Origin of the sequence: Corallococcus sp. AB018, from assembly GCF_003986945.1 — a bacterium.
Taxonomy (GTDB): domain Bacteria; phylum Myxococcota; class Myxococcia; order Myxococcales; family Myxococcaceae; genus Corallococcus; species Corallococcus exiguus.
Genome location: NZ_RAWR01000317.1, coordinates 1 through 8,661 on the forward strand (window position 1 = coordinate 1; position 8,661 = coordinate 8,661).

Annotated in this window: 10 protein-coding genes; 5 read left to right on the top strand and 5 right to left on the bottom strand. The window is 70.5% G+C overall.

What is annotated here, in order from left to right; translation table 11 throughout:
• Window positions 1-135 precede the first annotated feature (135 nt).
• Window positions 136-579: a MarR family winged helix-turn-helix transcriptional regulator gene (locus D7Y11_RS39765; protein WP_233607552.1), complete on the top strand. Its 444-nt coding sequence runs from the start codon at window positions 136-138 to the stop codon at window positions 577-579.
• Window positions 580-584: 5 nt separating this feature from the next.
• Here the strand turns inward: D7Y11_RS39765 and D7Y11_RS39770 are convergent, their stop codons facing one another.
• Window positions 585-1,169, bottom strand: a complete 585-nt coding sequence (locus D7Y11_RS39770; RefSeq protein WP_233597549.1) for a YdcF family protein — start codon at window positions 1,167-1,169, stop codon at window positions 585-587.
• Window positions 1,170-1,437: 268 nt separating this feature from the next.
• Here D7Y11_RS39770 and D7Y11_RS39775 point away from each other — a divergent pair, with 268 nt between their 5' ends.
• Complete coding sequence (locus D7Y11_RS39775) at window positions 1,438-2,001, top strand: hypothetical protein (RefSeq protein ID WP_120581650.1); 564 nt, start codon at window positions 1,438-1,440, stop codon at window positions 1,999-2,001.
• Window positions 2,002-2,004: 3 nt separating this feature from the next.
• Here D7Y11_RS39775 and D7Y11_RS39780 read toward each other — a convergent pair whose 3' ends face one another.
• From D7Y11_RS39780 to D7Y11_RS39790, 3 genes are all read right to left on the bottom strand, one after another.
• Window positions 2,005-2,904 (bottom strand): endonuclease/exonuclease/phosphatase family protein, encoded by a 900-nt coding sequence (locus tag D7Y11_RS39780; RefSeq protein WP_126936291.1) that lies wholly within the window; start codon window positions 2,902-2,904, stop codon window positions 2,005-2,007.
• A gap of 89 nt (window positions 2,905-2,993) precedes the next feature.
• Window positions 2,994-3,626: an MXAN_6652 family MXYO-CTERM-anchored protein gene (locus D7Y11_RS39785; RefSeq protein ID WP_120579530.1), complete on the bottom strand. Its 633-nt coding sequence runs from the start codon at window positions 3,624-3,626 to the stop codon at window positions 2,994-2,996.
• 115 nt (window positions 3,627-3,741) lie between these two features.
• Entirely contained in the window at window positions 3,742-4,437 is a 696-nt protein-coding gene (locus D7Y11_RS39790) for a DUF4336 domain-containing protein (RefSeq protein ID WP_126936292.1), read from the bottom strand.
• Window positions 4,438-4,563: 126 nt separating this feature from the next.
• On the opposite strand from D7Y11_RS39790, the gene proS reads away from it, so the two are divergent.
• Entirely contained in the window at window positions 4,564-5,997 is a 1,434-nt protein-coding gene (gene proS, locus D7Y11_RS39795) for a proline--tRNA ligase (RefSeq protein ID WP_126936293.1), read from the top strand.
• Window positions 5,998-6,067: 70 nt separating this feature from the next.
• Here the strand turns inward: proS and D7Y11_RS39800 are convergent, their stop codons facing one another.
• Window positions 6,068-7,309, bottom strand: a complete 1,242-nt coding sequence (locus tag D7Y11_RS39800) for an adenylate/guanylate cyclase domain-containing protein (protein WP_126936294.1) — start codon at window positions 7,307-7,309, stop codon at window positions 6,068-6,070.
• 70 nt (window positions 7,310-7,379) lie between these two features.
• Here D7Y11_RS39800 and D7Y11_RS39805 point away from each other — a divergent pair, with 70 nt between their 5' ends.
• Window positions 7,380-7,925, top strand: a complete 546-nt coding sequence (locus tag D7Y11_RS39805) for a metal-dependent hydrolase (RefSeq protein WP_126936295.1) — start codon at window positions 7,380-7,382, stop codon at window positions 7,923-7,925.
• A 15-nt stretch (window positions 7,926-7,940) separates the two neighbouring features.
• Complete coding sequence (thpR, locus tag D7Y11_RS39810; RefSeq protein WP_126936296.1) at window positions 7,941-8,492, top strand: RNA 2',3'-cyclic phosphodiesterase; 552 nt, start codon at window positions 7,941-7,943, stop codon at window positions 8,490-8,492.
• The last annotated feature ends 169 nt before the right edge of the window (window positions 8,493-8,661 follow it).

Sequence of the window (8,661 nt, forward strand, 5' to 3'; positions counted from 1 at the left end):
TCCCCGCCCCCGACCCCGCGCCGGACGCAGTCTTGAGCCTACAAGTTGACCCGCAGGCACCCCGCCGCTAATGAATACTCTGTGTCACGGAATATCCATAAAGAGGATGAAGCGCTCTCGAAGGACGTCGACCGGATGCAGGAGTTGATGTTCTCGCTGGGCCGTCGCCGTTCACTCCGTGATCCCATCGCCAGCACCTGCGAGCAGCTCCAGTTCACGCCGCCCCAGGTGCATGCCCTGCTGTGGCTGGGCCTGGACGACTCGCTCACCATGGGCGAGCTGGCCAAGCGACTGGGCGTCACCGAAAAGACCGTCACGGGCGTCGTGGACCGCCTGGAGCGCGAAGGCCACCTCGTCCGCGAACGCGGGGACACCGACCGGCGCATCGTGCGCTGCCGCCTCACCGACAAGGGCAAGCAGACCTTCGCCAAGCTCGACCGCTCCATGCACCGCGCGATGGGCGTGGTGATGGGCATGCTCGACCCTGACGACCGCCAGGCCCTCTTCCGCGTCCTGGAGAAGGTGCTCAGCAAGATGGACGCACCCGCGCCCGCGCCGGACACCGCGACAGGGACCTGAGGCCCTCAGCGCCCGCCCGGCGCCCGCGCCCACAAGAGGCGCGGGTGCAGGAGCAGCGCGAACGCCTCCCGCACCGTCCAGTACGCCCGGTCCCACCCGCGCATCCGCCCGGCGATGGGGGCGGGACTCGTGGCCACCTCCAGGCCCTCGCGCCGGAAGCACTGCCTCGCGCGCAGCAGGTGATACGGGTCGGAGACCACCACCACCCGGCGCGCCCCCCGCTCGCGCAGCACGCGCGCGCTGAACCGCGCGTTGGCTTGCGTGGAGTGGCTGTCCTCCTCCAGCACGCACGCGGACGCGGGCACGCCCGCCGCCACCGCCAGCTTGAGCATCACCCGCGCCTCGGACGGCGGATGGGCGCCCACGCCTCCAGACAACAGCAGCCACGGCGCCACGCCCCGGCGATACAGCGCCACCGCGTGCTCCATGCGCGCCACCAGCGCGCCGGACGGCACACCTCCCGGCAACACCCGCGCGCCCAGCACCACCAGCACGTCCGCGTCCGTCACACGTTCGTGACGTCCAAACCGGTCCACCCACCAGGCCAGCCCGAACACGCCGCCCGTGAGCACGCCCGCGAACAGGAGCACCGCCCGGCGCGCACGTCCGGGTCTGGGAAGAAGGGCAAGGGGACGCACCGCCGGGAACCTAGTCCTGCACCGGACATCCCGCGGCCCCGCGAACACCTTCAGCGAGGCAGTGTGTCCGCGATAACAGGTTTCACGGTGTGGGTTGGACGAACGACCGGGTGAATTGTCGCGATGCGTATCGCCCGAGAGTGGGTCTCAAGACACAATGCGCAAGATGACCCGGCCGGGGTCCGAGACGAACCCGGAGCGGCCGGTGGGAGGCATACGGATGGATGTCAAAGGCGTCGCATTCCTGGCACGGCAGACCATGGCGGTGCAGGCCTTCGGCGAACCGGCATGGAAGGCCTTCCTCGCGGAGCAGGCGAAGCGAGACCCCATCTTCGGGCAGCTCATCATGCCCGTGTCGCGCATCCCGGCGGACGCCTTCCTGCGCTTCAACGAGGCCATGACCCAGCGCTTCTACGGCGGCGACACCAAGGCCTACTGGCAATACGGCATCAAGTCCGCCGAGTACGCGCTGGGCCAGGGCCAGCTCAAGACGATGTTCGGCAAGGACGACTTCCGCCGCTTCGCCCTGTTCACCCCCGGCATCTGGAAGGGCTACTTCACGGAAGGCGAGCTGACCGCGCAGCTGCAGGGCGACACCGTGGAGCTGCGCATCACCGGCGTGCCCCGGCCGCACATCTACTTCGAACTCGCGGTGATGGGCTTCGCCGCCGGCGGCCTCGCGTACCTGAGCGGCCGCAAGGAGATCCACCACGAGGTGATGAAGGGCTTCAGCAAGGGGGACATGGAGGTCCTCTACCGCTTCACCCTGCCCACCCCGGCTTGAGCCTCAGGGCGCCGCGGCGGCCGAGGCCGTGCCCGCGGGCGCGGCCGGAGCCACCACGACCGGAGCCTCGGCGGGAGCAAGCCGCAGGTCCGCCACCACGGGGTAGTGGTCGGACACGCCCACGTGCAGCACGCGCGTGGACACCGGCGTGAACGCGCCGCACGCCATCACGTAGTCGATGCGCAGGGACTTCAGGAACAGCGGCATCGGGTAGGTGCCCGTCCCGTCGGAGCGGGTGACGCGCGCCACGTCCTGGAGCTGGCGGCGCAACAGGCGCACCGGGCGCGAGTCCGGGTCGTCGTTCAAATCCCCCATCAGGAGCCGGGGCCGGGTGTCCTTCGCCAGCAGCTGCGAGATGAAGACGCTCTGGCGCACGCGCGCCGCGCCGTTGAAGGGCCGGCGGATGAGGTGCGTGGCGTAGACGCTCACCTCGCGCCCGTCCACGTCCAGCACGGCGTGCGCCAGCGTGCGCGGCTCCGCGCCACTGGGCGTGGGCAGCGGGTACTGCGCCAGGGACTGAAGCGGATAGCGCGATAGGAGCGCGATGCCGTACGCGCCGCCGTACAGCCGCGTGGTGCCGAAGTGCGCGCGGTACTTCAGGCCGGTGAGCGCGGACAGCCGCTCCACCTGGTCCTGGCCGTGCGCGCGCGTGGAGCCCACGTCCACCTCCTGCAGCGCGACGACGTCCGGGCCCTCCTGGCGGATGACCTCCGCCACCTGCTCCAGCCCCTTGAGGCCGGACTGGATGTTGAAGGTCATCACCCGCAGGGCGCCCGGGTCGCGCTTGGGGGCGGCGGCGACGGGGGTGGTGCCCGAGGACAGGGTGGGACGCACGGCGGGACCGGAGGCACAGGCCAGCGATCCCGCGACGAACAGGGCGGTAAGGAGGGGGCTCGTTCGCATCAAGGGGGGCGATGGTAGGCCGCCCGCCCTCGCGCTGTCGTCCCACCCCCAGGGCCCGGCCGGAGGGCAGGCGGGCGTGAAGCCCGGGCTCAGCCCTGGCGGGACTGACGGCGGCGGCGCGCGGCCAGCGCCACGAACACGGCGATGAGCGCAGCGGGGGCGCCGCTGGTGGCCACCGAGCAGCCGCCCTCGTCCTTCGTGTCATCCGGCGTGACGGGGTCGCTGCCGCCGGTGACGACGACGTCCAGCGTGGCGTTGGCGTGCGCGTCCCCGCCCTGGTTGTTGTCGCCGTTCACGGAGTTGCCGGCGGCGAACACCTTGTAGGTGCCGTTGGTGGCCGGGGCCACCAGGGAGAAGTCGAAGCGCGCCGAGCCATTGGCGAAGGCCTTGGGCAGCGAGTGCGTGAGCTCACCGCTCATCAGCTTCGTGCCCGTGCCCGCGGTCAGCGTCGCGCCGTCCACGGCCACGTTCATGCCCGCCTTCACGCCGGGGCCGCCGGTGATGGTCAGCGAATACTGGCCCGTCTGGCCCGCCGTCAGCGCCGTGGGCCCTTCCAGCGTCACAGTGGGGGTGCCCGAACCGCCGCTGTGGCAGCCGGACGCGGTGCAGGACAGGCCGCTCTGCTTGCCGCTGCGCCCGTTGATGCCGGTGGAGTTGGCGAACGCGGAGCCCGCGACAAGGCACACGGCGACCGCGCCCACGGACCGAAGAAAGGACCGCATGGAATGAACCTCCTGGGGGGAACTCAGGAAAAAGAGGAGGTTCCCTTGTAGCGCAGCGCGGCGTGGAGTGCAGCAGGCGACCCCCCTGTGACCCGGAGGCAGGGCGTACCGCGACCTACAGTCGGGAGAAGGCGTCGTGGAGGGCCTTCTGGCCGCCGCGCTCCAGCACCTGGCCGTGGCAGACGACGACGCGCTCCACGTCCCACTCCAGCGCACGCTGGAGTGAGGCGCGCACGGCCTCCGGGTCCTTGGTGAACAGGCGCAGGAAGCGCGGGGCGGCGAACCGGCCCAGGACGCCGTCCAGCCACAGGTACGCGCGCAGCTTGAAGCCCTCCGAGTGCGCGTAGTGGAAGGCCAGGTCGGTGACGAGCGCGGTGCGGGACGGGCGGTGGAAGAAGAGGAACTCGTTGAGCTGGGGCATGCCGCGCACGTTCATCTGGTCCAGCACCGGGGCCCAGGCGGGGTCCGGGAGGTCCTCCAGCTCCAGGTCGATTCGCAGCGCCGGCTGCTTCGCGCGCAGCCCCTTGGGCGCCACCACGCGGGCGTCCGGGAAGGCCGCGGCCCAGTCCGGCAGGTGCAGGTGGTGGAAGAGATTGGGGGCCACCAGGAAGCGTACGGGGCCCAGGGCCGCCACGGCGGCTCTCCGCTCCGGCGTGAAGGCGACGGGCGAGTGCACCCACAGTCCGCCGTCCGGCAGGCGGAGGACCGTCATGCGGCCTCCCACCGGGATGCCGAAGAGGGAGAAGGGGGCGTCGAACACGTGGACGTCCTCGGTGAGCTGGCGGGGCGCGGTGTCAGGGGGCATGGGCATGGCGGGTCGTTTTCCAAGCATGGGCGGCGTTCAGGGGACGAGTCCGGCCCGTGTCCGGCGTTGATTTCCGGAACATCCCATCGTACGCAGCCTCCCACTTTCCATCCCTAGCAAGGTGCCCAGCACATGGCCGAGAAGCTCACGCCCCGCGAGAAGGGCTTTTCCGAGTGGTACGTCGACCTGGTCCAGAAGGCGAAGCTCGCCGACTACTCGGACGTGAAGGGCTGCATGGTCATCCGCCCCAACGGCTACGCGCTGTGGGAGAACATCCAGCGGGTGATGGACAAGATGTTCAAGGACACGGGCGTGAAGAACGCCTACTTCCCGCTGCTCATCCCGGAGAGCTACCTCAAGAAGGAAGCCGAGCACGTGGAGGGCTTCAACCCGCAGCTGGCGGTCGTCACGCACGCGGGCGGCCAGAAGCTGGAGGAGCCGCTGGTCATCCGGCCCACGTCCGAGACCATCATCAACCGCAGCTTCTCCAAGTGGATCCAGAGCTACCGCGACCTGCCCCTGCTGGTGAACCAGTGGGCCAACGTGATGCGCTGGGAGATGCGCACGCGCCTGTTCCTGCGCACCACGGAGTTCCTCTGGCAGGAGGGCCACACCTGCCATGAGACGGAGGCGGACGCGGAGGAGCGCACGCTGCAGATGCTGGAGGTCTACCGCACGTTCGCGGAGGACTACATGGCCATGCCCGTGCTGCCGGGGCGCAAGTCGGAGTCGGAGAAGTTCGCCGGCGCGCTGCGCACGTACAGCATCGAAGCCATGATGCAGGACAAGAAGGCGCTCCAGGCGGGCACCAGCCACAACCTGGGCCAGAACTTCGCCAAGGCCTTCGACACCACGTTCCAGGGCCGCGACGGCCGCGTGCACCACGTGTGGCAGACGTCGTGGGGGTCCTCCACGCGCCTCATCGGCGGGCTCATCCTCACGCACTCGGATGACTCGGGCCTCATCGTGCCGCCGAAGATCGCCGCCACGCACGTGGTCATCATCCCCATCGTGGGCAAGGCGACGGACGTGGAGAAGACGCAGGTGATGGAGAAGTCGCACGCGCTGGCCGCGGACCTGCGCAAGGCGGGCCTGGGCGTGGTGGTGGACGACGACGAGAGCAAGGGCCCGGGCTTCAAGTACAACGAGCACGAGCTCATCGGCACGTGTCTGCGCATCGAGCTGGGGCCCAAGGACCTGGCCAAGGGCTCCTGCGTGATGGTGCGCCGCGACCTGCGTCAGAAGGAGTTCGTGCCGCTGGACGAGGCCGCCGCCAAGGCCCAGGTGATGCTGGACCAGATGCAGAAGGACCTGTTCCAGAAGGCCAAGGACTTCCGCGACTCGCACACCTTCGAGGTCAACTCCTACGAGGAGCTGAAGGCGAAGGCGGAGGACGGCTTCCTGCTGGCGCACTGGGACGGCGACCCGAAGACGGAGGCGCGCATCAAGGAGGAGACGGGCCTCACCACCCGCTGCCGCCCGTTCAGCCTCAAGCAGGAGCCGGGCAAGTGCGTGATGACCGGCAACCCGTCGCAGGGCCGCATCGTGTTCTCCAAGGCGTACTGAGCACGCGCTGACGTGTGCATCACCCGCGGGGCTGGGAGGCGACTCCCGGCCCCGTTGTCATTCCAGCGCGTCAGCTGGCGGCGAGCAGGCCGCGCTTCTTCGGCAGGAAGGTGGCCACCGGCTCCGGCTTGCCCGCGACGGGCAGCGGGGCGGCGGCCTCGAAGTCGAAGCTGTCCAGACAGCGCTCGCGCGTGGCGTGGGAGACGAGCACCGCGGCGCCGACCTTCTTCGTCAGGCCTTCGATGCGGCTGGCCAGGTTCACCGCGTCGCCGATGACGGTGTACTCGCGGCGCTGTTCGCTGCCCACCGCGCCCACCACCACGCGGCCGGTGTGCACGCCCACGCCGATGCTCAAGGGGAATTCGCCCCGCGCGGCGCGCTCCTGGTTGAGCGTGTCCAGCGCCTCCAGCATGGCCAGCGCGCACGACACGGCGGCGGCCGGGTGGCCGGGCTGGTCCAGGGGCGCGCCGAAGTACGCGAGGATGCCGTCGCCCATGAACTTGTCGAGCGTGCCTCCGTGGCGGAACACCACCTCCACCATGCGCGACAGGTACTCGTTGAGCAGCGCCACCACCTGGGGGCTGTCCATCCGGTCCGACAGCGTGGTGAAGCCGCGGATGTCGGAGACGAGCAGCGTCACCTCGCGGTGCTCGCCGGCCTCCCCGTCCGTGCCCTTCTCCGAGATGCGCCGCGCGACCTCCGGGGAGAAGAAGCGGCCCAGCCGTTCGCGCTGCATCTCTTCGCGCACCACGTCCGTGACGAGCCCCAGCACCGTGCGGCTGATGAAGAAGGCCACCGACGACGCGAGCACCATCACCAGCACCAGTCCGGGCAGGAACTGGGACGCGGGCAGCCCCGCGCCCAGCGTCAGCATGGCCACCGCGACGATGCCCAACGCCGTGGCCGCCGCGACGATGAGCCGCGACAGCGTCACCATGGACACGATGACGACCAGCACCAGGTACACGCCCATGGTGAGCAGCGCGATGGCCACGCCGTTGGCGGAGCCCCGGATGGACCACTCCTGCAGGAAGTAGATGAGCGGCATGTCCAGCAGCGCCACGCCCAGCGCCGGCCGCCGCAGCAGGTCCGGCACCCGGCGCGCGCACGCCCACAGCAGGACGGCCAGCGCGATGTAGCCCGCGAGCACGCCGCGCGACACGTTCCAGTCATCCAGCACGGCCAGCGCCAGCCACGCCGCCGTCGCGCCCACGCGCGTCACATTGAGCCAGGAGCCGACGTCCGCGCGCCATTCGTCCAGGCGCCTTCGCAGGGTGGACTCGACACGAAAGCGAGAAAGCAGGAACCGCATGTATCAACGGAGGCTACCCCACGAACGGGACCCTCTCCAGGCGGGGTCCCCGTGCGTTAGGGTCCGGCGAATGGCGAGCATCGGGCACGTAGCGGTGGGCATGGCGCTGGGGCGTTACGAGACGGGGTCGGGCGCGCCCTGGCGGCGGCGGGTGGCGGTGATGGCGTTCCTGTCCCTGCTCGCCCTGCTGCCGGACGCGGACGTGGTGGCGTTCGCGCTGCGCATCCCCTACGCGGCGACGTGGGGACACCGCGGTGCGTCGCACTCGTTCGTCTTCGCGGCGGGGGTGGCGCTCGCGGTGGCGGCGCTGGCCCGGTGGAAGGGGGAGTCCGCCACGCGCTGGGGCCTGCTGACGCTCGCGGCGGTGGCCAGCCACGGCATCCTGGACACGCTCACGGACGGTGGGCTGGGCGCGGCCCTCTTCTGGCCCTTCTCCAACGCGCGCGTCTTCGCCCCGGTGCGTCCGCTGCCGGTGGCGCCCATTGGCGCGGGCATGCTGTCCGCGCGAGGCCTGTACGTGAGCGGCGTGGAGTTCCTCGTGTTCCTGCCCGCATGGTTCTACGCGCTGTGGCCCCGGAAGAAGGCGCGCGCGGCGGGGAGCGTCCAGGTTCCCTGAAGGAGGTCTTTCACGATGCGCCTGTTCACCGCCGTGACGCTGGGAGAGGCCCTCACCGCCGAGACCGAGCGGGGCATCGAGCGGCTGCGCGCCCTTGCTCCCGACGCGAAGTGGGTGCGGCCGGAGGGCGTGCACCTGACGCTGCTCTTCCTGGGGGACGTGGATGACAGCCGCCTGCCGGAGCTGCGCGACGCGCTGGAGCCGGTGGGGCTGTATCACTCGCCGTTCGTGCTGTCGGTGGCGGGCGGAGGGGCGTTCGGCCCGCCAGCCCACCCGCGCGTGCTCTGGGCGGACGTGCGCGGAGACACCGCCGCGCTGAAGGCGCTCCAGGCGGACGTGGCGCGCGCACTGGAGCCGCTGGGCTTCACGTCCGAGCACGGCGAGTACATCGCGCACCTGACGCTGGCCCGGGCCCGGCCACCGCGCGGAGACCCGGCGCTGGCGGCGTGCGCGCGCGAGCTGCAGAGCGCGTCATGGGGCGAGGGGCGCGTGGACCGGCTGGTGCTCTTCGAGAGCACGCGGGGCCACTACGTGCCCCGGTTGGAAGTGATGCTGGAGCGCGACTAAGTAGGTCGCCAGAAGTTCTCTAACAAATCGCGCAGCCAGAAGCCCTCGGCGAGGCAGCCCGCCTTGCGGAGGGCGTCCTGGGGAGAAAGGCGCACTACCCAGCGGATGGCAGCGGCGACGTGCTGCTCCATCGTCGAGTACTGCCGGTTGGCCGACACGCGCTGTTTGA